Origin of the sequence: Bacillus cereus group sp. MYBKT111-2 (genome assembly GCF_051915205.1) — a bacterium.
Taxonomy (GTDB): domain Bacteria; phylum Bacillota; class Bacilli; order Bacillales; family Bacillaceae_G; genus Bacillus_A; species Bacillus_A paranthracis.
On record NZ_JBQAEG010000001.1, the window covers coordinates 675163 to 700741 of the forward strand.

The following is a 25579-nucleotide window of genomic DNA, read 5'->3' on the forward strand; positions in this document are numbered from 1 at the left end:
AAGCAGCTCACCATGAGCTGCTTTTTTTCTTATTTTGCACTGCATATTGTTTCATTTTTTCAATCGTCTTCACAAAACCTTCTTTTGATTTAATACGAATACCACGTTTCAATTTCGCACGCTCATAACTCTCAAGCTTTTTCATATCAATTTGAAAGAAGGAATGAATCGCATTATCGCTTTTCGGTACACCTTTGAAAATTTGTAATATCCCTTCCTCTGACACTCCAAAATAACCGCTCGTTTTTAATAACGGAGAAATATCGTCAACTTTCTTTTGTAATACGATTTGTACATCATCACGATCAACGAGCTGCCATTCTTTATATTGCTGTAAAAACTTTTCTAAGTCTGCTACTTTTTCTGTAAAGATTTCCTCACTTACTTCTCCATCAACATACATTCGCTCTAATAAAATTGTAACTTGAGGGTCTTTCTCTGTTACTTCTGGTACTGGCCCTTCCGCCTTCGCATTCGTTCCATAAACGAAACAAAACATCATAACGAAAGCTTGCATCGCAATCAGTATCCATTTCATTTCCGTTCACCTCTTTTAGGCAAGATCATACTTTCATTAGTAGTTTTTCCGGAAATGGGGGTTTTATCCCTAATTCATAGATTACTCTCATTAAGACTTATAGAGTCCAATGATTTCTACCTATTTCGAAACATATTGATTACTTGAAAGCTTTTTTATATCTTTATTGGATTGTACCGTCGCTATATAGACTCCAATTAATACGATTGCCATTCCAACTATCTGTTGCCACGTAACAGCTGCTCCATATAGGACAACTGATATACAAGTAGCTACAATAGGAGTTAGATTTAAATACATACTCGCTTTGCTTGCACCTAACTCTTCTACTCCTTTATTAAACACGATATATCCAATTAACGTCCCGCATATGACCATATACAACATTTCTATCCATCCCTGTAAAGAAAACGTCCCAACCTTTCCCCATCCATCTTCATATAGAGAAAGGCCTGCTAAAAACCCAGTACCCAATACCGTCATACTCATTGTAGTTAATAAAGGGGAGACACCACTCATAACTTTTTTTCCTGTTAAGCTATATAACACCCCACAGATTAAAGCAGCTATAAATAAAAGATCGCCCTTATTAAATGACAAAGACATAAGTGTATTTATTGAACCGCTCGTAATAACAACTATTACACCGATAAGAGACAACATTAAACTTATTCCGACTTTTATACTCCAAGACTCTTTAAAAAATAATATTGCTCCTAAGGTTACAAAAACGGGCATTGTAGCAATAATAAGCGAGCCATTCAAAGTGGAAGTATAGTTAAGTCCCATAAAGAAAAAAACATTGTAGCCAAAAATACCTGTTAATGATACAAATAACAGCCCTTTCCAATTCTTTAATAACAAACTTGTATTCCACTCAGATTTCATAAAAACTATGCCCATTAAAATACAACCCGCTAAACCAAAACGAATTGTTGCCGCTGTAATCGGTGGAATTTCAGTAATAACATGCTCTGCTGTTGCAAAAGAGCCACCCCAAAATAAAGGAACAAGTAACATAATGACATACATACGATTTATTTTTTTCATTTTTATTACCCCTTTCAAGTAAACAAGTTTAAAAGTTTAAACTTGTTTACTTATTAGTTAAAAAAAATTAATAATTCGATTCTATTGCTTGAAGTAAATCCTTCACCTGTTTTAAAAATTCTCCGGCTATTATAGAATAAAAAATTTCTTTTCCATGTCGATCCGCTACAATTAGTTCTGCTTGTTTTAAAATTTTTAAATGGTGTGAAACAGCTGGTCTAGAAATCCCCATTTTATCTGTTATTTGCGTTACATTCATCTGTTTGTTTTCTAACAATAGCATAATAATTTGCTGACGATTCTCATCCCCCAACGCCTGAAATATAGGTGTTACGACCTGAAATTTCTCTAATACAACTTCTGTATTTCTACATTCAAAATTCTCCATATCCTATTCATCCCAACCTTTTATATATAAAAAACATGTAATATATTACCATTAAATAGTAACTCTTTCATTCGCAGTTGTAAATAACTTTATTTTCAGACTCCTTTTCGATAAAAAAAGGAAGATTGGATTTCTCCATTCTTCCCTTTACATTCATACAAAATGAAAGACGCCTGCAAAGCAGGCGTCTTGATGCGTTTACGGCGAGAGACCAGGCGACCACATTCGCGTGTTTAGCACTTAAGCATATCTCTCGTCTTACGTAAATTAGCTCATCGCTTTGCTAATATAACATTAATAAAGTATAAGTGCAACATGTTTATAAAAATATTTTATTTCCTCTTTCATCCAAACAAATTATATGTAAATTATAAATTGATAAATGCAATATATATGTTACAATTAATATAACAGCGAAATCATCATAAACAGGAGATGGATATTGTGAAAAAAATAAAAGATGAACGTCTCATTCTGCAAACATTAAAAAATATACGTATTGCCTTTCTTTTTCAATCACTTGGTATAATTGGAATTTTAGGCTATATCGGATTCACTGAAGGACTAGATCAAATTACAAAATCTCCATTATGGCTATTATTTATTCTTACGAGTATTGTGCTTAGTTATTTACAGTTAAGCGTTTCAATTGATGTAGAAGAAAGCAAAAAGGACATCCAATTAACTCCTTACTATAAACTTGTCTTTCGCTCCCTTATCGTTGGAATTATTATGGCTATTATTTATATTATTTTCAGTCCAGAAAGACCTCTCTTTGAAGCTATTTTAACAGGCAGCATTCTCTTCATATGCTTTTTAGTATCTTACTCCGTTAGTTATTTTATAAAAAAGCGTCGTTTACAAGACAACGATGAATAAAGAGGAAGGGCTACCCTTCCTCTTTTATTTTGCTATCGCACTGTACCAGTTAAACCGTAACGAATGTCTCGGAACATATTCACTATGTCACGATTAAAATCGTTTGTAACTGTACCGTTACGCAAGCGTGTACTCATTGCATCGACACGAGTAAACATGTCATTTCTTACAGATACATATACGTTTCTGTTTCCAACTTCATTTGAAACCGCTTGACGAATTTCGTTCGCCATTGCCGTTTCATTTGTTACTGTGTTACGTGGTTTTACCGCAATCGCCACATCGTTTCCATATACAACTGTAGATACGCGGTCTACGTTATTCATACGTTTCACACGATTTGTAATTCTTTCTGCAGTTTTACCATCATTGTTAATGTATGAATTGTTCATTGTAATATTACGTGTTGGATGCGGATTAGCAATTTGACCGTTATAATTTACATCACGGTAATAGTTGTATCCTGTGTCGTTACGACCATTTCTATATGTTACATAGTCTGTATAACGATCGTTACGCGTCACATTATCACGATACTGATGTGTATCATTATAAGATGTACGCTCATAATTGTAGTTACGTCCATCCATTGCATTGTTTTTTGGTGTACCACATGCAGCTAATGCACTAGTAACTAACAAAGAAGCAGCAATCACTTTTACTTTCGTATTCAATACAAAAACCCCCTCTGTTAGAATGAACTTCTCTTCTGAAAAGCTCCCTCTTATGATGAGTAACAGAGAAGGTTTTTACACTGTTAATATTTCACTGGGGATTTTCTAACATTTGGTGTAAATCTTCCGTTTCCAGAACGAATCTACATACAAAAAAGGTGGGAATCATCCCACCTTTTTTAAACTTCTTCTTCATCCTCTTCTTCTGAAACTGGCTCCCCAAATACATTTGGTGGATCTGGTTGATAATACATCGTTCCTGGCTGTGGTGCATATGCGGATTGAGTTGGTTGATAATATAAAGGATTCGCGTATTGTGGCCCTCCAGGTTGCGGACTATATAGCCTACTCTCTCCTCCGCATCCACAATCTTCCTCTCCTTGCACGAGCGGCGGCATATTATTATCTATCGGCATCATATTTGGATTTGGCATAGACGTATATTGCGGTCCAAACGGTGCTCCTTGCTGATATGGCATTTGATATGGATTTTGTTGTTGATAATACGGATTCGGCGGCATCATAGGCTGTTGGTACGGCATTTGATATGGCATCATATTCGGTGGTTGATTGTTATCCATGATTGGCATCATATTTGGCATTTGATTGTTATCCATAATTGGCATCATATTCGGCATTTGGTTGTTATCCATTATCGGCATCATATTTGGCATTTGATTATTATCCATAATTGGCATTATATTTGGCGGTTGATTGTTATCCATGATTGGCATGATGTTTGGTGGTTGATTGTTATCCATGATCGGCATCATGTTTGGTGGTTGATTGTTATCCATGATCGGCATCATGTTTGGTGGCTGATTATTATCCATGATTGGCATGATGTTTGGTGGCTGATTGTTATCCATAATTGGCATTATATTTGGCACTTGAATATTTGGTGGTATTACTTGTGGAATCACTACATTTTCTTTCGATACATTTGGCGACACTATGTTTCCTACATTTTCTTTCTTTACTTGCGGTGATACTATGTTTCCTACGTTTTCTTTTTTTACTTGCGGTGATACTATATTTCCTACGTTTTCTTTCTTTACTTGCGGTGATACTATATTTCCTACGTTTTCTTTCTTCACTTGCGGTGATACTATATTTCCTACGTTTTCTTTCTTCACTTGTGGTGATACGATATTCCCTACATTTTCTTTCTTTACTTGCGGTGATATTATATTGTCTTTTTTCGTTTGCGGAGAAATGATGTTATTAGGTTTCATTTTAGTAATTTGAGGAGCAATTAACTCGCTTCCTTTTTTAATTACATCTGAAATTTTATATTCTTTTTTCGTTTTTATTGGTGGTTGCGGCGGCTGCGGTAACACATTTACCGAAAACTTCGTATTTTCTTTTTCCGCTGGTTTTTGTTTTTCTATAACAGGTGGTTTTTGAATCACTGACGGTTTTTCAACTGGTTTTTCTTTTTGAATTGGCTGTTCTTTTTGCACCTCTTTTTGCGGTTTCACCTGTACTTCCTTTTGTGGCTTCACTTGTATTTCCTTCTGTGGTTTTACCTGCACTTCTTTTTGTGGTTTCACTTGCATTTCCTTCTGTGGTTTTACTTGCACTTCTTTTTGTGATTTCACTTGCATTTCCTTCTGTGGTTTTACTTGCACTTCTTTTTGTGTTTGTTGCATGGCAGGCTCTTGTGTAATTGGTGCTGATTGATACGTAACTTCTTCCTCGTCTTCTATTCCAAGCGGCGTTGGCGTTGCTGCAAATTCTTTTTGTTGCACTTCTTTTACATATTGTTTTGGAGGTGCTGAACCTGCTCCAGCATGCTGTTTTACGTGTACACTGTTTGATGGTACTTTAATTTTCATACCTGGCATAATTAAATCTGGATTGCTAAGTTGTGTATTTGTTTTTTTCAACGTATCAAAATCCACTCCGTACTTTTTCGCAATTTTCCAAAGGGTATCCCCTTTTTGCACGATATGAATTTTCAAATTTTCCCCCTCCTGTATAACTTATCTATAAGTAACAAATCTCATGAAGTAACCCTTTCTAAATAACGTTAACCTCTTTTCACTTGTATCACTTCTTCGATTTTCGATATCATTAGAAGCGGAATAAGTATAAGATAATCGCAATGATTTCTTCAAAACAATGTATGCCCATTTTGTTCTCGTTATGATTATATGTACGAAAAAAAGCAACGGGAATCCGCTGCTTTACACACGCTCTAACATACGATTTAATGCAAGAACTGCCTCTTCAGTCACTTGTTTATCTACGCTAATAACGTTAATTTCTTCTCCTTTTTCTATCGTTTCAAGTGCCCATAATAAGTGCGGCAAATCAATTCGGTTCATCGTTAAACACGGACACATAAAGGGGTTAAGTGAAACAATTTCTTTATCTGGATGTTGTTGAATAATTCGGTTCACTAAATTCATTTCTGTACCAATCGCCCATTTACTTCCGGATGGAGCCGCTTCAATCATATCAATAATGTATTTCGTTGAACCTGCATAATCCGAAGCAGCTACAACTTCGTAGCAACATTCCGGATGTACAATAATATTCATGTCCGGATGATTTTTCCGTACGTTCTCAATGTTTTTCACTGTAAAGTTTTGATGAACTGAACAATGCCCTTTCCATAAAATCACTTGAATTTCTTCTATATCTCCATCGTACTCTAATGAATCAGTATGTGGATCCCATACTGCCATTTTATCTAACGGGATACCTAAATCGTACGCTGTATTTCTTCCTAAATGTTGATCCGGTAAAAAAACGAGACGCTCTTTTTGCGTAAAAGCCCATGATACCATTTGTTTTGCATTAGAAGAAGTTACTGTTGCTCCGCCATTACGACCACAAAACGCTTTAATTGCAGCCGTAGAGTTTACATACGTTAACGGAATCATCGTATCTCCAAATAATTTCATGAGCTCTTTCCATGCTCTTTCTGTTTGTTCAATATCTGCCATATCTGCCATCGAACAACCTGCACGCATATCTGGCAAAATAACAATTTGATCATCTGTCGTTAACATATCTGCTGTTTCTGCCATAAAGTGTACACCGCAAAATACAATATATTTCGCCTCTTTATTGCTCGCTGCAACTTGCGCAAGCTGAAGTGAATCTCCTGCTGCATCAGAAAATTGTACCACTTCATCTTTTTGGTAATGATGGCCTGGAATAAATAGTTTTCCCCCCATTTTTTCTTTAATTTCACGAACCCGCTTTTCCATGTTTTCTGTTGACATCGTGTAATAACGCTCTGGTAACATCGTTTCAATCGGTTGTACTTTTTCTAAAATACTCATATTTCTTTCTCCCCCTCTAAGCCACTTTCCTTACGCCTCAATATTGAAACTAATATCAAGTGCTTTCACTGAATGTGTTAACGCTCCAAGTGAAATATAATCTACCCCTGTTTTTCCGTATTTCGATAAATCTTCAATGGTAATACCTCCTGAAGCTTCTGTAACAATGGCACTTGGTACAATCTTTGAAAACTCTCGAATCTCATCTGGCGTACGGTTATCAAACATAATAATATCTGCACCAGCAGCTACAGCCTCTCTCACTTGCTCCTCTGTTTCTGTTTCCACTTCTACTTTCACCATATGTCCTAACTTTTCTTTCACTGATGTAACAGCTTTCGTAATAGAACCAGCAAAAGCAATATGATTATCTTTGATCATGACACCGTCATATAGGCCGAAACGGTGATTAAATCCGCCTCCGCACACGACTGCATACTTATCAAACATACGTAGCCCTGGCATCGTTTTTCGCGTATCACAAATACGTGTATGGCTGCTATCTAAGGCACGAACAGCCTCGTATGTCATTGTCGCTATCCCACTCATACGCTGGATAACGTTTAATATAACGCGCTCTGCCGTTAATAACGATGCGATTGGTCCTTGGACAGTTGCAATTATTTCGCCTTTTTCTACAAGATCTCCATCTTTTTTATGAAGCTCCACTTTAATTCTCTCATCAATTAATTTAAACCCTTCTTCAATGACTAAACGTCCCGCAAAGACTCCTGTATCCTTTGCAAGAAACGTTCCTTTTGAAAGTAAATTATCTGGAAAAATAAGCTGAGATGTTACATCTCTTTCTCCTATATCTTCTAGAAAAAATCGATTTAATGCTTCTTTAACCTTTATCGTATTCATAAAGCCCCTCTTCCCCTCATTACACAAGTTGTAGTTTTCTTTTTACTCGAACGATTTCTTTTTTTACGCTATTTCTATGTGGATAATCACTTCGATAATGGCCACCAATGCTTTCTTCTCTTTGCAAAGCTGATACGACGATAAGCTCACAAACTGTTAACATATTCATAAGCGTTATCTCTTCATTTGTAAGAACATCATGTTGTAATATCATATTTCGAACACCGTACTTACTAAGCCATCTCTTTGCATAAGATAAACTTTGCTCTGTTCGCACAATCCCAACATATTTCATCATGCATTCTTGTATTTCTTCTTTCGTCGGCAAATGATTCAGAACGATAAACTTCTTTTCCTTCTCAGCAAAGTTGTTCAATCTGTCTTTTGTCGCTTTCGTTAAAAGATGCTGTCCTATTCTTTTTCCAAACACAAGACCTTCTAATAATGAATTACTCGCTAATCTATTTGCTCCATGAACCCCATTACAAGCTACTTCACCGACTGCATATAAATTTGGAATAGACGTCTCCCCATCAATGTTTGTTTTCACGCCACCCATATGAAAATGAGCACCGGGTACGACTGGAATGCGTTTTTTAGTAATATCAACACCATTCTTTTTACACAATGCTGATACAGTTGGAAAACGTTCTTCGAAATTTTGAATAGACTCGATATTCAAATACACTTTTTCACCCGACAAAAGCTGTTCATGAATCGCTCTTGCCACTACATCACGCGGTGCGAGATCATGATCTGGATGTATATCCATCATAAAACGCTGCCCTTTTCCGTTTATAAGGACAGCTCCTTCACCGCGGACTGCTTCAGAGACGAGACCGCAGCATCGCCCGCCCGCGTATAACATCGTTGGATGGAATTGTACAAATTCTAAATCTACGAGCTCCCCACCCGCGCGGTACACCATCGCAAGTCCATCACCCGTAATTGTTTTGTCATTAGAAGTAAAAGCATACAAACCACCAATCCCGCCTGAGGCTAACACCGTATAATCTGCATCATAACGCTTCAACTTCCCTTCACTATCTCGCGTTAAAACTCCAGCACATTTTTCGTTTTCTATAATAAAATCAAGCACCATTTCCTGTTCCACTACCGTAACATGCGGAACTACTTCTTGAATGAAATGCTCTAATAAATTCTTTCCTGTTGCATCGCCACCTGCATGTAAAATACGCCGCTTCCGATGTGCACCTTCTTTTCCAAGGTGAGGGCCCGTTTCATCTCCATCAAATTTCATTCCATTTTCAATGAGATGATTCATTTCTTTCGGCCCTTCTTCAACTAAATAACGAACCGTATCTTCATTGTTATAATGACATCCTGCTACTAACGTATCTTCAAAATGATCATTTGGATTGTCATATGTAGCTACGGCTGCGGCAATTCCACCTTGCGCTAAATATGTATTATTATTACGATTTGTTTCCTTTGTGATAATAATCACATTCTTTTCGTGACAAATCTCTTTTGCAACACGAAGTGCCGCAACGCCACTTCCAATAATTAAGACATCTGCACTTGGCATAATTGTTGCCTCCTACTTTACACTTTTCAACTGTCTTGACACCTATATTTACATAGTTTTAAAATAATGACAAGAGTTTTTTTATAATTCTTATTTTCACTACCATTTAAAAAAATAAAAGAAATGTAACTCTTACTAGAGAGAGGAACTTACATGATGATATATCTTGATTATGCAGCTACTACACCTATGAGCGCGGAAGCATTACAAACATATACGAAAGCAGCATCGCAATACTTCGGAAATGAACAAAGTTTACACGATATTGGAGGAACGGCCTCTTCTTTACTACAAGTTTGTAGAAAAACATTTGCCGAAATGATTGGCGGAAAGGAACAAGGGATATTCTTCACGAGCGGTGGATCAGAATCGAACTACCTTGCGATTCAGTCCCTTCTCAATGCCCAAAATAAGAAGCATATTATTACGACACCTATGGAACATGCATCCATTCGAAGTTATTTTCAATCCTTACAATCAAAAGGGTATACAATTACTGAAATTCCTGTTGATAAAAATGGACTCATTCGTTTAATAGATTTAGAAGAAGCTATTACAGAAGATACTGTTCTAGCAAGTATACAGCATGGAAACTCTGAAATCGGAACCGTTCAAAATATCGCAGAGATTGGGGCACTTTTAAAAAAATATAACGTTTTATTTCATTCAGATTGTGTACAAACCTTTGGTAAACTTCCTATCCATGTTTTTGAGATGGGGATTGATAGTCTTTCTGTTTCAGCACATAAGATATACGGACCGAAGGGTGTTGGCGCTTGCTATATCAATCCGCAAGTTCGCTGGACACAAATATTTCCGGGGACTTCTCACGAAAAAGGATTTCGTCCAGGTACAGTGAACGTTCCTGGCATCGCAGCTTTTTTAACAGCTGCTGAGAATATATTAAAAAATCAACAAGAAGAAAGTTTACGTTTTAAAGGGTTACGATCTTACTTTTTAGAGCAAATACGAACACTTCCGCTAAAAATTGAAGTAGAAGGTCATTCTACTTCTTGTTTACCACATATTATTGGGGTTACAATAAAAGGAATAGAAGGCCAATATACAATGCTAGAATGTAATCGCCGCGGTATTGCCATTTCTACCGGAAGTGCTTGCCAAGTTGGTAAACAAGAACCTTCGAAAACAATGCTTGCAATTGGAAAAACGTATGAAGAGGCAAAACAATATGTCCGCTTCTCTTTCGGACAACAAACAACGAAAGATCAAATTGATACTACTATTCATGCACTACACACAATTGGAAATCAATTTTATAGAGGTGTTAAATCATAATGAAACAAAATGAACAAAAAAAGATTTTAGGTGAAGAAAGACGACAGCTTATCCTTCAGTGGCTTCTCGCTGCAAATGAACCGTTATCCGGAAATGAGCTATCGAAAAAGACAAACGTAAGTAGACAAGTTATCGTGCAAGATATTTCCTTGCTTAAAGCACGAAACGAACCGATCATTGCGACTGCTCAAGGCTATTTATATTTAAAACCACAAGAAAAACAACAAGCTTTCGAACGCGTAATTGTATGCCAACATAAGCCAGCAGAAGTACGTCAAGAACTTACAATGCTTGTTGACCACGGCGTTACAATTAAAGATGTAAAAGTTGAGCATCCTGTATACGGTGACTTAACAGCATCTATCATGGTAAGCAATCGCTTTGATGTAGAGCAATATTTACAAAAAATCGAAAACACAAATGCTTCCTATCTATCGCAATTAACAGACGGTATTCACTTACATACTATTGAGGCAGATTCAAAAGAAAAATTAGATGCTGCTTGCGAGGCTTTAGATAAAGCAGGATTTCTCGTTTATTAATGTAAAGCACAGAGTTTTTATAATTCTCTGTGCTTTTTTAATGCTATAATATTGTAATCAATTGTAAAGGAGATCAAATATGAGAATTGAACTCGTTCACTTTAGCATTGGCAAACCGAAACAAATGAAATATGGCGAAGATAAAGAAATGATAACAGGTATATGTAAAGATTCTACAGAAGAAGCTTTTCTCTCAAAAGATGGCTTCCTTGGTGATGATGTAGCTGATTTAAAACACCATGGTGGACCTGAACGCGCCGTTTGCGTGTATCCACACGAGCATTACGCACTATGGGAAGAAGAATTCCAAACAACACTCCCCGCTTCTGCATTTGGCGAAAACATTACCGTAACAAATATGTTAGAGCGTGATGTTTGCATCGGAGATACATACAAATTAGGTGAAGCAATCATTCAGGTGACACAAGCAAGAGTACCTTGTAGCACGATTTCAAAACGCCTCGGTATTCCTGGCATACTGCCGCGCATTGTAGCAACTGGATTTACTGGCTATCTATGCCGCGTTCTTCAAGAAGGTACTGTACGTAAAGATTCTAAAATTACATTACTAGATCGTCCATCAAACAATGTATCTGTTTTATTCTCTAACGAAATTTATTTTCATAATAGAAAAGATAAAGATGGCATCGAAAAGATTCTTGCTGTTCCAGAACTAGCTGATGTTTGGCGTGGTCAGTTAGAAGATCGTCTTGCGAAGTTAAAATAAAGAATCCCACCATTTATAGGTGGGATTTTATTGATCTATCACACGGTATAACCTAACTCCCCTTATAACCAATAAGAAGAATAACTCCCCAGCACCGTAACAGAAAAACCGAGTGCTTCAAGTTCCATCGTTACGCCTGGCAATAATACATCATCATATGCTTTATCGACATCAATCAAGAAAAAGTAATTTCCAAGACCCGTTTTCATCGGGCGCGATTCAATTTTTGATAAGTTTAATTTTCTCCATGCGAAAGCTGATAACACTTGATATAGTGCCCCTGCATAATCAGCAGGTAACGTTATCATAAGCGTCGTTTTCTCTCCGCGGTTTTCTCCATTATTTGAGAGTATTGCTTTCTTTTTCTTATGGAGTACTAGGAAACGTGTATGATTATTTTTATGTGTATGAATGCTTCGCCTTACAATCGTTAATCCGTATTTCTCTGCAGCTGCTTCATTTGCAATGGCAGCAATTTTTTCTTCAGGATGTTCTTTCACATATTGCGCAGCAGCACTTGTTGATGTCATATCTCGGGCAGTTATCCCTTTTAATTCTTCATTTAAAAACTTATGACATTGGGCAATAGCGTGTGGATGAGAATGCACTGCATATACTTCTTCCCACACTTCTGCATACTGCGGATGTACAAGTAAATGTTGCTGAATGGGCACTGTAATTTCTCCTACAATAGAAAGTGGTTGCTCATGTACAAGATAATCAACCGTTATATTCACTGAACCTTCTATGGCATTTTCTAGTGGTACCACTGCATAATCTACATTTCTATTTGCAGCTGCATCCATACAGTCTGGAATCGTTCGATACGGTACATGCTCTGCTTCCGGAAAAAAACGACTCACCGCCATATTTGTAAATGTTGCTTCTGGTCCTAAATATCCTACTCGAATCATCGTCTTTTCCCCTCTTTTTCGTTTTCTTACTGTTATACCATACTTTTTTATATTCTTCTATGTAAATTTGGAATATTTAAAAAAGACTAGCGTTTGCTAGTCTAAATGTTTCTTATATTCTCTTTGCGCGAAAAAGAAATACATGATGCATGCGGCGATATAAAATAGAATAAACAAAGCTACTTTTCTTAATGAACCATCCATAAAGATCGTTTTATGAAACGTATATAACGCAACTGCACTATGCATACTCCCTACTATAATTGGTACAAAAAATAGCATACACAATTGCCAACGAGAAACCTTCCATACTTCTTCCTTCGTCATTCCAAGTTTAGAGAGTGCACCATACTGCTTTCGGTCCGATGCAATATTATGGAACCATTTAAAATACACAATACTACATGAAGTAAGAAAGAATAATATACTAATAAATGAGCCTACAAATAGAGTAATATCGCCGCCTTCTTTCATATTTACATACAACTCCATATTGCTTCGAAATGCATTATTATTATCTTGTTTCATATGTTTCCGTAAATCTTCATTTAATTTTTTCGTATTTTCGATATTTGGTAATGTGTAGCCCCTATATATCATTTTTTCAGAATCAGGAACCTGATTTGCTATACTATCAAAATCTTCATCATTCATAACGAAGAACAGACCATTAATGTACGAAGGATGATGGTTAAATTGAACCCCTTCTTTCTGGCCGTTAAATACGAATTGATATGGTTGATTCATTACTTGCAATTGAATCTCTTTTTGATTATATACATTCGAATTATTATATTTATTATAATAAACGAGTGTCACTGTACCTTTTTTAGGATGATACGTTTTCTGTTTTTGTTTTCTCGCCTCTTGATTGTATTCACTTTGTTTAATGAGTGGCGCTACTTCTGTTTCTCCCTTATTGGTCTGAAAAGATGCATACACTCCAACAAAACTCATAGATTGAAAATCATCATACCCATATTGGTGCAATAATTGTTCAACCGTGCCCTCCGTAAAGACTTCATGAGAAGAAGCACCTTTTTCTATGTAAGAAAATGAATGCACGCCCCCGCCACGCCACATATCTTGCATACCAGAAAAATATAAGAACACCGTACCTGTTGCTGTAACTACAAACGTCGTTGCCATAGACATCAGAAAGAAAAAGCGACCATTTTCCTTCATTCGATGTGACAATTGATTCACTATAAATAAATACGGATATGTATACATAATCTTTTTATTTCGTTTTATTATTTCTAATATTTGAGCAGTGCCGTGTGTAAAAGAAAAATACGTTCCGAAAGAGACAAGTATAGACACAGGGAAAAAATAGACCGCTATCGTTAGTATGGTCGCTTGTAACGCTAACGCATATCCTATACCTAAACAAATAAATCCGAATATACAAAGCCACATTGATGTTTTCTTCTCTTTTTTATCTGCTCGAAATTCTTTCAATAACCGAATGATTTTTATATTCCATATACGTAAAGCACTTATAAATGATAAGACAACAAATACGACCATATACGCAATAAATGTTCCCCCAATTGCTCTCAAGTCAAATATGACAGGGAGTTCTTTCGGAAGCCCCAGTAACATACTAAACACCATAAAGAAGAGCTTTAAAAAAATCATACCAAGCCCAATACCAAAAATATTAGCAAATACCCCGATCAACATTTGCTCGGTCATAATTACGCCAATTACGTTAGATTTCGTTGCTCCCATTAACATATATAATCCTAATTCTTTCTTACGTGCCTCTATGAAAATAGAAGTAGAATACAAAATAAATATGACGAAAAAAGAAATGATAATAACATTACATATGATCAGTCCCCAGCGTACGTTTTGATACCACATCGTCTCTTGCATATACGGATGTACAATGACGGACATGTATGCAAAAGACGCAAATATCGCAAAACAACTACTTAAGAAAAACACTTTATAATTACGCCAATTTCCTTTTATATTTTGCAGCGCTAGTTGCCGAATGTTCATCTATCGTCCTCCTGTAACTTACTACATAGGCAAAAAGCTAGAGGTTCCCCTAGCTTTTTACGTGTTTTAAATATCCTCTTTGCGCGATCATAAAGTAAATGGCAGAAGCTAAAATGTATGCTCCAATTACAAGCGCACCTGATTTCCACAAATCAATATAAAGCATTTTCCCTAACGTATGAAGAGCAACTCCACTATGAATGGAACCGATTAAAATTGGGATAAAGAAGATAACTCCCATTTGTCGAATCGCAATTTTGCGAATTTCTTTATCTGTCATACCGATTCTCTTTAACGATTTAAATTGAATACGATCTTGTTCTTTATCGTTAAACCATTTAAAGTATGTCATACTACAAGCGAAGAAGAAGAACAGTACGGCTACGAAGAAACCGATGAACATTGTAATTGCTCCACCTTCTCTTATATCCTTATACGCAAACACTGAATTTCTCAATTCTCCTTGCTTTTCTGGTGCAATTTCATTTTTCAAATCTAATACAAGATTTTCTGTATTTTTCCAATCCTCGATATAATAACCGTAATATTTCGTCTTTTCTTCATCTGGTACGAGTTTTGCATATTTCTCAAAATCTTGATCATTTACAATAAGATATTCACTATCATTAAAAACAGAATACTGCGTTGGATTATTTAATTGAACAGACTGCTTTTGCCCGTTAATTGTAAATTCATACGGTTTCGTACGATCTATCTTCATCAGTTCATTTGACATATCAACCATAACCATCGTTGCACTACCTGGTGCATTATGAACTTCTGTAGGTTGCTCTCTCTTTTGTTTGCGCACTTCTGCATTATATTCTTTTTCTGAAATAATCGTCATCGGTACTTCATGTTCACTATTAAACAACGTTATTTTCTGTGTTGCCGGTAGTTTAACGTAGGTTACTTTTCGCGCATCTTCAAACCCGTGTCTCTTCACAAGCTCCTGTACCTTTTCTTCATTAATAAGATTATGCGTATTTAACCCCTTTTCCTCATATGAAATAGCATGTGGTGTAAGTTCTACCGTTTTCGCACTCATATTTTCAAAATATACGTACAGTGTACCTACTGCTGAAGATACTACCGCCGTAATAATAGAAATTACAAATAGAAAACGAGCATTATCTTTCATTTTATAAATAAGATTGCTAAGAACAAACATATTTGGATACGTATAGAAAGATTGCTTTCTTTTTTGTAATGCTTTTAATACAACTGTACTACCTTGTGTAAATAATAAATACGTTCCGCCAATTGTCAGTCCTACCACCGGTAAAAAGAGGATGAGGAAATTCAGAAACGTTACTTGGAAGCTAAGTACATATGCAGCAATAATACATCCTATACCAACTACACATAACCATGTAAATGCAAACGGCTCTACTTTTTGCTTTCTAGCTTCTCTCAATAAATCAATAATTTGCAAGCGTCCTACTGTCCAAACACTAAACAATGATAGGATTAAAAATAGGATAAAGTATACGCCAGCTGTAATAAGAACTGCTTTACTATTCCAAACAAGTGGAAGTGTCTTATCTATTTTCAATAATACGCTTAACGCTTGGAAAAATAATTTTGAACAAAGCATTCCAACCCCAATACCAATTACAATTGCAATACTACCTAACATCAGTTGCTCTAATATAATCATTCGGCCGAGCTGCGATTTCGTTCCGCCTATTAATGTTAATAGACCAAACTCTTTTTTTCTTGCTCGTAAAAACGTTGAATTTGCATATAAAATAAAGAGTGCCGAGAAGATGACCACAATATAATTCATCGATTCTAATCCTTTTGTGATCATCTTTCTCATACTAATATTACCGCTTACGACATCTGGATGATAAATAAAAGAAGCATACATGAAAAATACGACAATCGATAAACAACTACTTATAAGAAACGCTTTATAGTTACGCCAATTTCCTTTTACATTATTAAGCGCGAGCTGGCGAAAGTTCATGATATTCCCCTCCTAGCATCGCAAGTACGTCCAGAATTTCTTGGAAAAAGGCTTGTTTCGTTCTTCCCTTATGTATTTCTGAGAAAATCTCTCCATCACGTATGAAAAGAATACGTTCGCAATAACTCGCCGCTACTGGATCATGCGTTACCATTGCAATTGTTACTTTCTTTTGTTCATGCAAATCTTGCAACGCGCTCATTAATGATTTTGCCGACTTAGAATCTAAGTTTCCAGTTGGCTCATCTGCTAAAATTAGCGTCGGTTCATGAATGATCGCTCTCGCAGCTGCTGCACGTTGTTGTTGGCCACCTGATACTTCATATACCTTTTTATTTAAAATGCCCTCGATATTTAAAAACTTTGCAATCTCAAGCACTTTTGCATCGATTTCATTTACAGATTTCTTCGCCATTACAAGTGGTAAAATGATATTTTCTTTAATCGATAACGTATCAAGTAAGTTAAAATCTTGGAAAATGAATCCTAAATGTGTACGGCGAAACTCCGCTAATTTTGCAGCACGCATTTGATTAATTTCTTCACCATTTACAAGCACATGACCTGAAGTTTGCTTATCAATTGTTGCTAATAAATTTAAAAGCGTTGTTTTTCCGCTCCCTGAAGGACCCATAATCCCTACAAATTCGCCTTCTTCTATTTTAAAATTTATATCATTTAAAGCAGTCGTTGCTACTGAACCTTTCGATTGGTACACCTTCGTTAATCCTTTTACTTCAAGAACACTCATTTCTAATCCCCCTATGTGTTTTCTTCTTACATTTACTATAAGAAAAATAAGAAAAAGAAACGAGTGATTTCCCTTACAAAACGTTTTGTTATCTTACAGTTTTGTCATTTTTCTCATTAATGTATGATATTCTTCATCTTTTGCAAATTGGAACGTGAATGTTGTCCCTTCCCCTTCAGCCGATTGCACATACATACCGTGATGTAAATTATCACAAATTTCCTTCGTAATATATAAACCCATTCCAGTCGCTTCTCTCGTTTTCCGGCCATTTACCCCTGTAAAGAATGGATCAAATATACGCTTTACATCTTGCTCTGGAATACCGATTCCATTGTCCTTAATATGTAATAACACCTTTTGATCTTTCTCTTCAATTTGAAATTGAATTTCCTTTTTCTCTGCTTCCGAAATTTTTGTATACTTAATTGCATTTACAACAATTTGTCCTATAGCAATACTGAGCCATTTTCTATCAGAGGCAACCATACAAGTATCTTCCTCAAACATCACTTTCGGAAATACAGACGATTGAATGAAAGACTTTCTATTTTCATTAATAATACCTCTAATAATATCTATCACATTTACTACTTCTACTTTATAATCTTTCGCAAACTGTTCTAACCTTGCCATATGTAACGCTAAATCTAAACCATTTAGTATGCGATTATTTTCTTCACGAATACTTTCAACTGTTGCCCTTGCTTCACGATGCTCTTTACCAAACTTCTGTAATAGTAACTCAATAACAGATACCGGTGTTTTCATTTGATGAATCCATTGGTTCATAAATATCATTTGCTGTTGTTCTTTTGCATGTTGTTTATGAACTTCATTCATATATTGCTGTCTTAATAGCGTAAACGATTCAACGACCATCTCTTGCTCTGCCGTATAAGAAGTATCAATAAGTAAGGAATCATGTAATGTATTTCCGCCAGTAACATACTTTTCAATCCTCTTTAAAAACACACTCCGTTTTCGGTAATCGTAAATGAGATATACAGTAAAAACTACTGTCCCTAATAAAAGTCCGTATAACCACGTATTCCAATCAATAGATCGCTTTTCTAAAAGACTTTGCAACTGCAAAACGAGCCCAAATAAACAGAGGCTAACAATGTAAGAAAGAATTAAAGAAAAGCGGTCCATGAGGTAATCTTTAACCTTCATGGCCTTCTCCCCACTCTGTAAGAAGCGCATAACCGTATCCACGTTTCGTTACAATTGCATTTTTAATGCCTAGCTCCTCTAGTTTCTTTCTTACACGTTTTACATTTACGGTTAATGTATTATCATCAACAAAAGCTACCTCATCCCAGAGGGCTTCTAACAATTCTTCGCGCGTTACATATTGATCTGCTTGTTTCATTAAACACTCTAATAAGTAAAATTCATTTTTTGTCAGTTCTGTTTGTTGCCCTTGCCACTCAACAACGTGCTGAGATGGGAATAACAACAGTCCATTTACACCTAAACAATCACTTTCTGCCGCAGAAGCATATTCACCATACCCACGCCGAAGCGCACTTTTCACTTTAGCCATTACAATGTCTAGATGGAATGGCTTCGTAATGTAATCATCTCCGCCATTTTCAATTGCCATTACTTGATCCATTTCCCCCGTTCTTGCAGAAACAAAAATAATTGGTGCATTCGATACAGTGCGGATTTGACGACACCAATAGAAACCATCAAAATACGGTAAATTAATATCAAGTAACACGAGATGTGGATTTACATTTACAAACTCATCTTTTATATGTCGTAAATCACTTGCTCGAAATGACTGATAGCCATACCTTTCTAAATGCTCCTCTAATATCCCCGCGATTTTTTCATCGTCTTCTACAATTAATATTTTATACATGTTCACTTTCTCCCCATAAAAAGTTCTTATAAAACCACTTCTTTTTCTATTATAAATTGAAAATTTAATTAGTGGGGATTTTTTCCTGTATAAATCAGACTTTTACGATATAAAAAAAGACTGCCATATTTCGGCAGTCTTAGTCGATAAATTCAAATTCATATTCAAGAATTTTTACAATATCTCCGTCTTTTGCACCGCGTGCACGAAGCGCTTCATCAATACCCATTCCGCGCATTTGACGAGCGAAACGACGTACAGATTCATCACGTGAGAAGTCTGTCATCTTGAATGTTTTCTCGATATCGTAACCAGAGATAACAAACGTGCCATCACTTTCACGTGTAATTTCAAATTTAACACCTTCAGTATCAAATTTGTACATTACACTTGTATCAGACTCATCCGCAACTTCATGTATTGGGAATTCTGGTGTTGTTTCTATTAAGTTCGCTACTTCAAACAGTAAGTCACGAACACCTTGTCTTGTTACAGCTGAGATTGGGAAGATTTTTACTTCGTCTCCCACTTTCTCTTTAAATGCTTGTAAGTTTTCTTCTGCATCTGGCATATCCATTTTGTTTGCAACAACAACTTGTGGACGCTCCGTTAAGCGAAGATTGTATTCTTTTAATTCATTATTAATCGTTACGTAATCTTCATATGGATCACGGCCTTCTAAACCAGACATATCAATTACATGCACGATTACACGTGTACGCTCAATATGACGTAAGAATTGGTGTCCAAGTCCGACGCCAGCATGTGCGCCTTCAATTAGTCCAGGAAGGTCAGCCATAACGAAGCTGCGGTTATCACCAGTTTCAACAACACCAAGATTTGGAACGATTGTTGTGAAGTGATACTCTGCAATTTTCGGACGTGCTGATGATACGACAGATAATAATGTAGATTTACCTACACTTGGGAATCCAACAAGTCCAACGTCTGCTAGTACTTTAAGTTCTAGAATGACATCACGCTCTTGACCTGGTTCCCCGTTCTCAGCGATTTCTGGCGCTGGATTCGTAGCTGTTGCGAAACGTGAGTTACCACGGCCACCGCGGCCACCTTTTGCAATTACAGCAGTTTGTCCATGCGTTACTAAATCGGCAAGAATTTGACCAGTTTTTTCATCTTTTACTACAGTTCCTGGCGGAACCTTTACAAGTAAATCTTCAGATTTACGTCCGTGCTGACCTTTACTCATTCCGTGCTGACCGCGATCAGCTTTGAAATGACGTTGGTAGCGGAAGTCCATTAATGTACGTAAGCCTTCCTCAACAATGAAAACAACATCTGCACCTTTACCACCGTCGCCACCTGCTGGGCCACCTTTAGGTACATACTTCTCACGACGATACGCAACCATTCCGTTACCACCGTCGCCGCCTTTTACATATATCTTGACCTGATCTACAAACATTATTTCACCACACTTTTTTCGATTGGTTGTAATATAACTGAGACTTCTTCGTCTCGTACTGTATAAGAAATGGAATACCATTTATTGTTTTGGGTCGCAAGCCAATTCTGTAGTTCTTCTACACTCGTTAGCTTACCACGAAAATCAAAAAAGAAACGAGCATTCTCCGCGTCACATTCAATTGTGATACAAACATAATTTTCAACATATACGTCTAAACTATGCTGAAGCATTGAGAAAAATTGATTCGTCCATGTACATACAGTCTCATCTAAGTGAGATAAGTTATGTAATTTCCCTAATACTTCGTACTCCAATAAGCACGGCTGCTGTTTCCAATTATATGTTAAAATCCACTCTGAAAATAAAGGCATTGATAGCCCCATCAGATTGGATTCTTGTCTCGCTTCTTGGACAAAACGATCGATGAGACTATGAATTTCTTCCACTTTTCCAAGGGAAAGGTTTCCTTTCACCATCTGCATACGATTGAGCCAATCATGTCTTGAATGGCGCAATGCATCTATAATTGTCCATTTTTTATTCATTTAGATACTCCTTAATATAGAAAAACTCTAACCTGCACTCAGGTTAGAGTTTTCCGTGAGTTCTTATGCTTCTTGAGCAACAGGATATACGCTCACTTGTTTGCGGTCACGGCCAAGACGCTCAAAGCGTACTACGCCGTCAACTTTCGCGTATAAAGTGTCATCGCCACCACGACCAACGTTAACACCTGGATAAATTTTTGTACCGCGTTGACGGTAAAGAATTGAACCACCTGTAACCGTTTGACCATCTGCGCGTTTAGCACCAAGACGTTTTGACTGAGAGTCACGACCGTTCTTTGTACTACCTACACCTTTCTTAGATGCGAAAAACTGAAGATCTAATCTTAACATACGTTACACCTCCTGCACTTTTTCTATTAAACGGATATACTTTCCGTAATCAAGTTCGATCGTCTTAAGCGAAACAACCAATCCTTCTAAAAGCGTTTGTGCTTTTTCTGCTGCATGAACGTCTAAATCATTAGGCAATTCATACGTTAAGAATCCGCCATCACTTCCGAGTTCAATAGTTGCTTGCACATTACAAAGTTCTTCCACTGCATTTATAGAACCAAACACAACCGCTGTAGTTCCAGCACAGACCAGATCTTGTCCATGTGGCGCATAATCGGCATGTCCAGTCATTTTAAATGATTGGATACTTCCTAATTTCGTGCGACTTATCGTAATTTTAATCATGTTAACCAGAATTAAGCGTTGATAGCTTCAACAACTAGCTTAGTGTAAGGTTGACGATGACCTTGTTTCTTACGATTGTTCTTTTTCGCTTTGTATTTGAAAACGATGATTTTCTTAGCGCGACCTTGTTTTTCTACTTTCGCAGTAACTGTTGCACCTTCTACAACTGGGCTACCAACTTTAACGTTTTCGCCACCAACGAAAAGAACTTTGTCAAAAGTAACAGTTTCACCAGCTTCAACATCTAATTTTTCAATGTAGATTGCTTGACCAGCTTCAACTTTAATTTGTTTTCCACCTGTTTCGATAATTGCGTACATACTTGCACCTCCTCTTAATTACTAAGACTCGCCAAAAACGAGGTAGACATAAATGCCTTTAGGGAACCTGTCTTGTGCGGTTGTAGCATATAGCCGTTTAGGTGCTATAAACTATAACATAAAGATGTTATCATGAATCATAGACGGTTGTCAATAAATGTTCTGCTAACTATTTTTTCCGCTCTACAATTTCTTTTTTACTTCCAAAACGGATGATTGCATACTTTTCGATCATATCATCTTTGAAATAAATTTCAAATGGAATATTTTTTTGTAATTCTTTTTTCAAAAATTGTTTTTGCAGTTCTTTAGGTGCAGAGATTAATACCGCCTCATCTTCTATATTTCCATATGTAATTAGCTCTCTCTCTAGCTCATACGCAATCGTTTCATATGACATCACATACCCTGTCGCTTTACACGGTGCACACTCTTCAAGTAATACGTCACGTAAAGAATGTTTTTTACGTTTACGCGTCATCTCTAAAATCCCTAACTCTGTAAACCCAAGCACCCTTGTATATGTACGATCATGTTGCATAGCAGCGATGAGACATTCTCTTATTTTTTCTTTATCTTCTCTTCTTTTCATATTAATAAAGTCAATTAATATCATACCACCGATATCACGCAGTCTTAATTGACGCGCTATCTCTTCAGCTGCCACTTCATTTGTACGAAGGACTGTATCTTGTAAATTCTGTTTTCCAGTAAACTTACCCGTATTCACATCAATTACAGTCATCGTCTCCATTTGCTCCACAATTAAATAAGCGCCATTCGGGAGCCACACAATTTTTTGAAGTGCTTTCTCAATTTCACGCTCTATTCCAAAATGGTTAAACATTGAAGATTTTTCATTATAAAAGGACACTTTCTCTTTACCAACTTTTTCTTCTAACTCTTTTACTATACTTCTTGTATCTACAATTACTTTTTCAATCGTTTCAATCGGATTCTCTTGAAATACACGATCTAAAAAAGTCGCCGGTCGATGAAGTAGTAACGGTGCCTTTCCTTGGCCCTCTTTTCTTTTTAACTCTTCATATAACTGCTGTAACCTTTGCATTTCAGCTTGTATTTCTTCAATTTCTCCTTTTTCAGAAGCAGAGCGGAAAATATAACCTCCTGTCCCTTCCACTTCAATTTGGAGTAGTTGTTGCCTTCTTTTATTGTTTTTTATTTTCCGAGAAACCGCGCGCATTTCATCATATGGCATATAAACGACATATTTCCCGGTAAATTCTATGTTCGCTGTCAATTTTGGCCCTTTCGTATCAATTGCCTCTTTCACAACTTGTACGAGCACCGCTTGTCCTTCATGTATTCGATAAGAAGATGGTACATCATCGTACGAAAGATACGCATGTTTTTCTAAACCGATATTTACAAAAGCTGCGTTCATTCCAGCAATCGTTCTTACGATACGTCCAACATAAATATGCCCAACAATCTCTTGTTCTTCATTTCGTTTCCATAAAAACTCAACAATTTTCTTATTCTCTTCAATTGCAACGCGTTTTTCCGATCCAGCGTAGTTCATATATAACGTTTTCAAAATACTTTCCTCACTTTATAATCTTCTTTGCTTTTACAATAATAAAAGGTTAGTGCTAACGTCAACACTAACCGATTAATTCTTCAACAGATGAAGTTGTTCGTTTTTCAGTAAAATACGCATAAAGCAATTCATTTTCATCCAATGTGTAATGTTCTTTATATTTTCCATGGACGATAATAGAGTGCTTATACCCTCTACGAAATTTTGTGAAGATTGTATATAAACGCTCTTCTGTTTTCACTTCAATTGGTGCAATCTTTTCAATTCCTCTTTTGTTCCCATAATAACGTTCTAATAAAAAACGCATAAATGCATACCGTCTTTGTTTCCATTCTTGATATAATGACACCGCTAAAAATATGAGTAGTATCCACATCATAATATTGTTACTATTCCAAAGTAACTGCCATCCTAGTATGACACTAAAAAAAACACATGATAATTTCATCATCTTTTCATGTGCTTGTAAATAAGGAAAACGATATGATAATACGTTAAACAATACTTTCCCACCATCAAGCGGCCAAATAGGTAGTAAATTAAACGCTAAAATAATTATATTATTCCACATAAAGAAATAATATAAATCCGCATCAAGCCAACCAACTGTAAACAACATATATCCTACCGCCATCATCCAAATATGTTGAATAGGTCCTGCAATTACGACAACAAGCTCCTCTTTCAAAGACTTATTCCCATGTTCCTCAAGCTCAGCTACACCACCAAACGGTAAAAGTTGAATCTTTTTAATACGCCAATTATAGTGTGCCGCTGCAAAAGCATGCCCAAGTTCATGAATAAGAACGATACAAAATAACAGTAGTAACTCTTTAAAACGTGCCGTAAAAATACCAATGACAATAATAACCCAAAACAATGGATGCACTGAAATCTTCGTTAAAACATCTCTATATTTAATCAAATGAAATCACCTGAATCGGATCAATAAATTTTTCATCCTTTTTTATTGCGAAATAAAACTTACCATTTTTATTATTCGCATCATTATTCACTGTTCCAATTTTTTGTTTCTTTGAAACATAATCATATAATTTCACTGACATATCATTTAAATTTGCATACCATGACTCCGTACCATCTGCATGCTGAATTTGAACTGTATTACCAAGTTCCTCTTTTTTGCCCGCAAAAACTACTAGCCCTTCATTCACTGACTCAACAGTTGCATTTGTAGCTGTTTGTACAAATACACCTTGGCCATTTTTTTGAAACCCTTGCATCACCTTTCCGGAAGCAGGAATGGCATAATCTTTTTGCTGAATCGTTTCTTCTTTTTTCTCATTAGGCGAATAGAACACGAGCGGTTTTCCAAACTGTTTTTCGTACCATTTCGCTACAGTAGCAAACTGAAATTCTTCTTTCATCACTTTTTCTGTAACAGCTTTAGCACCGTCGAAAGAAGCTGGTGCATTCTTATATAAAATAGCGACAGAAAGAACTAATATTGCTGATAACAATACTTTGAAGAAAAACACTTCTTTTCGAAATAAAGGATGAATTTCCTTTTCTCCATCTTCAATAAATACTGTTTCACTATCAAAATTCCCTCCAGCAAAATACTGCTCTTCCTCCATCCTTTCTTGCTCTGCCTTCCTCTTCGCAATCCGTTTTTTAATTTCTTCTACACGTCTATTCTTCATACTGTCTCCTTTCTTTCGTTAAGCTAATGTACATA

The 25579-nt window shown here is 36.3% G+C and carries 25 protein-coding genes, 1 pseudogene and 1 other annotated feature; of the genes and pseudogenes, 4 read left to right on the forward strand and 22 right to left on the reverse strand.

Going from position 1 to position 25579, the window contains the following annotated elements:
- Positions 1 to 7 precede the first annotated feature (7 nt).
- From ACTFNE_RS03590 to ACTFNE_RS03600, 3 genes are all read right to left on the reverse strand, one after another.
- Positions 8 to 538, reverse strand: coding sequence for a BofC C-terminal domain-containing protein (locus tag ACTFNE_RS03590; protein ID WP_000871180.1), 531 nt, complete (start codon positions 536 to 538; stop codon positions 8 to 10).
- A 120-nt stretch (positions 539 to 658) separates the two neighbouring features.
- The gene (locus tag ACTFNE_RS03595; RefSeq protein ID WP_074544269.1) at positions 659 to 1588 is read right to left on the reverse strand and encodes a DMT family transporter; all 930 of its coding nucleotides are present in this window, start codon (positions 1586 to 1588) and stop codon (positions 659 to 661) included.
- 67 nt (positions 1589 to 1655) lie between these two features.
- On the reverse strand, positions 1656 to 1976 hold the full coding sequence (locus ACTFNE_RS03600; RefSeq protein ID WP_000426918.1) for an ArsR/SmtB family transcription factor: 321 nt from the start codon (positions 1974 to 1976) through the stop codon (positions 1656 to 1658).
- 444 nt (positions 1977 to 2420) lie between these two features.
- Here ACTFNE_RS03600 and ACTFNE_RS03605 point away from each other — a divergent pair, with 444 nt between their 5' ends.
- Positions 2421 to 2855, forward strand: coding sequence for a hypothetical protein (locus tag ACTFNE_RS03605; protein WP_000721230.1), 435 nt, complete (start codon positions 2421 to 2423; stop codon positions 2853 to 2855).
- 32 nt (positions 2856 to 2887) lie between these two features.
- On the opposite strand, the gene ACTFNE_RS03610 is transcribed toward ACTFNE_RS03605, so the two are convergent.
- The 5 genes and pseudogenes from ACTFNE_RS03610 to nadB form a co-directional block, all read right to left on the reverse strand.
- The gene (locus tag ACTFNE_RS03610; protein WP_001093544.1) at positions 2888 to 3529 is read right to left on the reverse strand and encodes a YhcN/YlaJ family sporulation lipoprotein; all 642 of its coding nucleotides are present in this window, start codon (positions 3527 to 3529) and stop codon (positions 2888 to 2890) included.
- Between the two features lie 1807 nt (positions 3530 to 5336).
- A pseudogene (safA, locus tag ACTFNE_RS03615) lies at positions 5337 to 5493 on the reverse strand (SafA/ExsA family spore coat assembly protein); the annotation flags it as partial.
- A 225-nt stretch (positions 5494 to 5718) separates the two neighbouring features.
- A complete protein-coding gene (gene nadA, locus ACTFNE_RS03620; RefSeq protein ID WP_000025316.1) occupies positions 5719 to 6825 on the reverse strand; it encodes a quinolinate synthase NadA in 1107 nt (368 codons plus the stop codon).
- Between the two features lie 30 nt (positions 6826 to 6855).
- On the reverse strand, positions 6856 to 7689 hold the full coding sequence (nadC, locus tag ACTFNE_RS03625; RefSeq protein ID WP_001092219.1) for a carboxylating nicotinate-nucleotide diphosphorylase: 834 nt from the start codon (positions 7687 to 7689) through the stop codon (positions 6856 to 6858).
- A gap of 19 nt (positions 7690 to 7708) precedes the next feature.
- The gene (gene nadB, locus ACTFNE_RS03630; RefSeq protein ID WP_001138551.1) at positions 7709 to 9238 is read right to left on the reverse strand and encodes an L-aspartate oxidase; all 1530 of its coding nucleotides are present in this window, start codon (positions 9236 to 9238) and stop codon (positions 7709 to 7711) included.
- A 153-nt stretch (positions 9239 to 9391) separates the two neighbouring features.
- On the opposite strand from nadB, the gene ACTFNE_RS03635 reads away from it, so the two are divergent.
- From ACTFNE_RS03635 to ACTFNE_RS03645, 3 genes are all read left to right on the forward strand, one after another.
- A complete protein-coding gene (locus tag ACTFNE_RS03635; RefSeq protein ID WP_000973747.1) occupies positions 9392 to 10534 on the forward strand; it encodes an IscS subfamily cysteine desulfurase in 1143 nt (380 codons plus the stop codon).
- Positions 10534 to 11076 carry a transcription repressor NadR gene (locus tag ACTFNE_RS03640; RefSeq protein WP_000812272.1) on the forward strand — a complete coding sequence of 181 codons (543 nt, stop codon included), beginning with the start codon at positions 10534 to 10536 and terminating at the stop codon, positions 11074 to 11076. Before ACTFNE_RS03635 ends, ACTFNE_RS03640 begins: the two co-directional genes overlap by 1 nt.
- A gap of 79 nt (positions 11077 to 11155) precedes the next feature.
- Positions 11156 to 11803, forward strand: coding sequence for an MOSC domain-containing protein (locus ACTFNE_RS03645; RefSeq protein WP_270705129.1), 648 nt, complete (start codon positions 11156 to 11158; stop codon positions 11801 to 11803).
- Positions 11804 to 11865: 62 nt separating this feature from the next.
- Here ACTFNE_RS03645 and pheA read toward each other — a convergent pair whose 3' ends face one another.
- The 14 genes from pheA to spoIVFA form a co-directional block, all read right to left on the reverse strand.
- The gene (gene pheA / locus ACTFNE_RS03650; protein ID WP_046198093.1) at positions 11866 to 12717 is read right to left on the reverse strand and encodes a prephenate dehydratase; all 852 of its coding nucleotides are present in this window, start codon (positions 12715 to 12717) and stop codon (positions 11866 to 11868) included.
- Positions 12718 to 12813: 96 nt separating this feature from the next.
- Positions 12814 to 14727, reverse strand: coding sequence for an ABC transporter permease (locus tag ACTFNE_RS03655; protein ID WP_046198094.1), 1914 nt, complete (start codon positions 14725 to 14727; stop codon positions 12814 to 12816).
- A gap of 49 nt (positions 14728 to 14776) precedes the next feature.
- Positions 14777 to 16699, reverse strand: coding sequence for an ABC transporter permease (locus ACTFNE_RS03660; RefSeq protein ID WP_001011410.1), 1923 nt, complete (start codon positions 16697 to 16699; stop codon positions 14777 to 14779).
- Positions 16674 to 17450, reverse strand: coding sequence for an ABC transporter ATP-binding protein (locus ACTFNE_RS03665; RefSeq protein ID WP_000114533.1), 777 nt, complete (start codon positions 17448 to 17450; stop codon positions 16674 to 16676). The genes ACTFNE_RS03660 and ACTFNE_RS03665 overlap by 26 nt, the downstream gene beginning before the upstream one ends.
- A gap of 93 nt (positions 17451 to 17543) precedes the next feature.
- Entirely contained in the window at positions 17544 to 18626 is a 1083-nt protein-coding gene (locus ACTFNE_RS03670) for a HAMP domain-containing histidine kinase (RefSeq protein ID WP_000864967.1), read from the reverse strand.
- On the reverse strand, positions 18616 to 19323 hold the full coding sequence (locus ACTFNE_RS03675) for a response regulator transcription factor (protein WP_046198096.1): 708 nt from the start codon (positions 19321 to 19323) through the stop codon (positions 18616 to 18618). Before ACTFNE_RS03675 ends, ACTFNE_RS03670 begins: the two co-directional genes overlap by 11 nt.
- A gap of 139 nt (positions 19324 to 19462) precedes the next feature.
- On the reverse strand, positions 19463 to 20749 hold the full coding sequence (gene obgE, locus ACTFNE_RS03680; RefSeq protein ID WP_000497112.1) for a GTPase ObgE: 1287 nt from the start codon (positions 20747 to 20749) through the stop codon (positions 19463 to 19465).
- Positions 20749 to 21297 carry a sporulation initiation phosphotransferase B gene (locus ACTFNE_RS03685; protein ID WP_001037003.1) on the reverse strand — a complete coding sequence of 183 codons (549 nt, stop codon included), beginning with the start codon at positions 21295 to 21297 and terminating at the stop codon, positions 20749 to 20751. Before ACTFNE_RS03685 ends, obgE begins: the two co-directional genes overlap by 1 nt.
- Positions 21298 to 21360: 63 nt before the next feature.
- Entirely contained in the window at positions 21361 to 21651 is a 291-nt protein-coding gene (rpmA, locus tag ACTFNE_RS03690; protein ID WP_000944958.1) for a 50S ribosomal protein L27, read from the reverse strand.
- Positions 21652 to 21654: 3 nt separating this feature from the next.
- Positions 21655 to 21999, reverse strand: coding sequence for a ribosomal-processing cysteine protease Prp (locus tag ACTFNE_RS03695; RefSeq protein ID WP_001973720.1), 345 nt, complete (start codon positions 21997 to 21999; stop codon positions 21655 to 21657).
- Positions 22000 to 22010: 11 nt separating this feature from the next.
- The gene (gene rplU / locus ACTFNE_RS03700) at positions 22011 to 22319 is read right to left on the reverse strand and encodes a 50S ribosomal protein L21 (RefSeq protein ID WP_000270907.1); all 309 of its coding nucleotides are present in this window, start codon (positions 22317 to 22319) and stop codon (positions 22011 to 22013) included.
- A 14-nt stretch (positions 22320 to 22333) separates the two neighbouring features.
- Positions 22334 to 22411: a sequence feature (ribosomal protein L21 leader region), on the reverse strand.
- Positions 22412 to 22488: 77 nt separating this feature from the next.
- Positions 22489 to 23877 (reverse strand): Rne/Rng family ribonuclease, encoded by a 1389-nt coding sequence (locus ACTFNE_RS03705; protein ID WP_046198097.1) that lies wholly within the window; start codon positions 23875 to 23877, stop codon positions 22489 to 22491.
- 67 nt (positions 23878 to 23944) lie between these two features.
- Entirely contained in the window at positions 23945 to 24805 is an 861-nt protein-coding gene (gene spoIVFB, locus ACTFNE_RS03710; RefSeq protein ID WP_046198098.1) for a stage IV sporulation intramembrane metalloprotease SpoIVFB, read from the reverse strand.
- Positions 24798 to 25544 (reverse strand): stage IV sporulation protein SpoIVFA, encoded by a 747-nt coding sequence (gene spoIVFA / locus ACTFNE_RS03715; RefSeq protein ID WP_000797468.1) that lies wholly within the window; start codon positions 25542 to 25544, stop codon positions 24798 to 24800. Before spoIVFA ends, spoIVFB begins: the two co-directional genes overlap by 8 nt.
- Between the last annotated feature and the right edge of the window lie 35 nt (positions 25545 to 25579).

What these genes read in the sequence shown, in the direction of transcription:
- ACTFNE_RS03590 (WP_000871180.1), bottom strand. Translation starts at nt 538, where the DNA reads ATGAAATGGATACTGATTGCGATGCAAGCTTTCGTTATGATGTTTTGT.
- ACTFNE_RS03595 (WP_074544269.1), bottom strand. Translation starts at nt 1,588, where the DNA reads ATGAAAAAAATAAATCGTATGTATGTCATTATGTTACTTGTTCCTTTA.
- ACTFNE_RS03600 (WP_000426918.1), bottom strand. Translation starts at nt 1,976, where the DNA reads ATGGAGAATTTTGAATGTAGAAATACAGAAGTTGTATTAGAGAAATTT.
- nadA (WP_000025316.1), bottom strand. Translation starts at nt 6,825, where the DNA reads ATGAGTATTTTAGAAAAAGTACAACCGATTGAAACGATGTTACCAGAG.
- nadC (WP_001092219.1), bottom strand. Translation starts at nt 7,689, where the DNA reads ATGAATACGATAAAGGTTAAAGAAGCATTAAATCGATTTTTTCTAGAA.
- nadB (WP_001138551.1), bottom strand. Translation starts at nt 9,238, where the DNA reads ATGCCAAGTGCAGATGTCTTAATTATTGGAAGTGGCGTTGCGGCACTT.
- ACTFNE_RS03635 (WP_000973747.1), top strand. Translation starts at nt 9,392, where the DNA reads ATGATGATATATCTTGATTATGCAGCTACTACACCTATGAGCGCGGAA.
- ACTFNE_RS03640 (WP_000812272.1), top strand. Translation starts at nt 10,534, where the DNA reads ATGAAACAAAATGAACAAAAAAAGATTTTAGGTGAAGAAAGACGACAG.
- ACTFNE_RS03645 (WP_270705129.1), top strand. Translation starts at nt 11,156, where the DNA reads ATGAGAATTGAACTCGTTCACTTTAGCATTGGCAAACCGAAACAAATG.
- pheA (WP_046198093.1), bottom strand. Translation starts at nt 12,717, where the DNA reads ATGATTCGAGTAGGATATTTAGGACCAGAAGCAACATTTACAAATATG.
- ACTFNE_RS03655 (WP_046198094.1), bottom strand. Translation starts at nt 14,727, where the DNA reads ATGAACATTCGGCAACTAGCGCTGCAAAATATAAAAGGAAATTGGCGT.
- ACTFNE_RS03660 (WP_001011410.1), bottom strand. Translation starts at nt 16,699, where the DNA reads ATGAACTTTCGCCAGCTCGCGCTTAATAATGTAAAAGGAAATTGGCGT.
- ACTFNE_RS03665 (WP_000114533.1), bottom strand. Translation starts at nt 17,450, where the DNA reads ATGAGTGTTCTTGAAGTAAAAGGATTAACGAAGGTGTACCAATCGAAA.
- ACTFNE_RS03670 (WP_000864967.1), bottom strand. Translation starts at nt 18,626, where the DNA reads ATGAAGGTTAAAGATTACCTCATGGACCGCTTTTCTTTAATTCTTTCT.
- ACTFNE_RS03675 (WP_046198096.1), bottom strand. Translation starts at nt 19,323, where the DNA reads ATGTATAAAATATTAATTGTAGAAGACGATGAAAAAATCGCGGGGATA.
- obgE (WP_000497112.1), bottom strand. Translation starts at nt 20,749, where the DNA reads ATGTTTGTAGATCAGGTCAAGATATATGTAAAAGGCGGCGACGGTGGT.
- ACTFNE_RS03685 (WP_001037003.1), bottom strand. Translation starts at nt 21,297, where the DNA reads ATGAATAAAAAATGGACAATTATAGATGCATTGCGCCATTCAAGACAT.
- rpmA (WP_000944958.1), bottom strand. Translation starts at nt 21,651, where the DNA reads ATGTTAAGATTAGATCTTCAGTTTTTCGCATCTAAGAAAGGTGTAGGT.
- ACTFNE_RS03695 (WP_001973720.1), bottom strand. Translation starts at nt 21,999, where the DNA reads ATGATTAAAATTACGATAAGTCGCACGAAATTAGGAAGTATCCAATCA.
- rplU (WP_000270907.1), bottom strand. Translation starts at nt 22,319, where the DNA reads ATGTACGCAATTATCGAAACAGGTGGAAAACAAATTAAAGTTGAAGCT.
- spoIVFA (WP_000797468.1), bottom strand. Translation starts at nt 25,544, where the DNA reads ATGAAGAATAGACGTGTAGAAGAAATTAAAAAACGGATTGCGAAGAGG.